Source organism: Methylobacterium sp. WL18 (assembly GCF_008040015.1).
Taxonomy (GTDB): Bacteria; Pseudomonadota; Alphaproteobacteria; order Rhizobiales; family Beijerinckiaceae; genus Methylobacterium; species Methylobacterium mesophilicum.
This window is the reverse complement of sequence record NZ_VRVD01001033.1, coordinates 1-1,056: the sequence shown is the minus strand read 5'-3', so window position 1 is coordinate 1,056 and position 1,056 is coordinate 1. Positions and strand designations below refer to the sequence as shown.

The following is a 1,056-nucleotide window of genomic DNA, read 5'->3' as shown; positions in this document are numbered from 1 at the left end:
TCCCTGCGCAACGCCGCCCTCGACCTGATCGCGGCCGGCGACCCCGAGACCGGGGCATCGCGCGCCGCGGACCGTCTGGCGCGCGCCACCAACATGACCGACCGGTTGGCAGCGCTCGGGATCCTGGCGCTGATCCCCGGTCAGGCCCGGGAGGAGGCGCTGGCGGGCTTCGCGGAGCGCTTCGCCGACGAGCCGCTCGTGCTCGACAAGTGGTTCGCCATCCAGGCTCAGATCCCCGAACCCGGGACCCTGGACCGAATCGCCCGGTTGAAGGCCCACCCGGCTTTCACCATGACCAACCCGAATCGGGTCCGCGCGGTGGTGGGAAGCTTCGCTTTCGGCAATCCGACTCAGTTCGCGCGGGCCGATGGCGCGGGTTTTTCGCTCGTCGCCGATACGGTCGCAGCCCTCGATTCGGCCAACCCACAGGTTGCCGCACGGCTCCTGACGGCCTTCGGATCCTGGCGTCGGCTGGAAAAATCGCGGGCTGCCAAAGCCGGCGAAATGCTTAATCGGATCAAGGCCATCCCGGGCCTCTCGCGGGACTCCGCGGACATCGTCGCGCGCACCCTCGGAGGCGGCTAAGATACTGAACTTGCGGTAGAAAACGATTCTCTGGCCGAGTCCTAACCCAGGGGGTGCGTCAAGGCCGAATGGTAAAAAATCCGTGGACAAGCGCCCCTCGAAGATGGTTGTATTCAATCAGATTCGGGGCGCGCGAGACGCCGCGGACGGATCGCAGTTCCCAAGGGTGAGGTTCGGCCATGCCGGAGGCGGCTTCCGCTTCCTTCTCCGCGCGTGCGGAATCGAGTCTTGCCGTTTCCTGGCCGATGCGCGTCCAGGATCCGCGGCTCGGTCTGGTCGAGCGGTGGCTGCGCTACGCCGTGCCGGGCATCCTGGCGGTGTTCCTGGCCTGCCTGATCGGCCTCGCGGCGCTCCACATCCAGGGCCAACGGGCCGAGATCCTGGCCGGCGCCAAGGCCGAGGTCGAGGGCTTCGCCCGGCTGGCTGCCCGGGCGATCACGTCGGCCGGCGGCCGGGCGGGCGACCTGCGCG

General features: G+C 68.7%; 1 protein-coding gene and 1 pseudogene. Both read left to right on the top strand.

All coding sequences use genetic code 11. The features are described from left to right. Nucleotides 1-585, top strand: a 585-nt coding sequence (locus tag FV228_RS30680; RefSeq protein ID WP_147857850.1) for an aminopeptidase N C-terminal domain-containing protein, incomplete at its 5' end; no start/stop codon positions are given. Between the two features lie 179 nt (nucleotides 586-764). Beyond that, nucleotides 765-1,056 (top strand): annotated as a pseudogene (locus FV228_RS30675) (PAS domain-containing sensor histidine kinase); the annotation flags it as partial.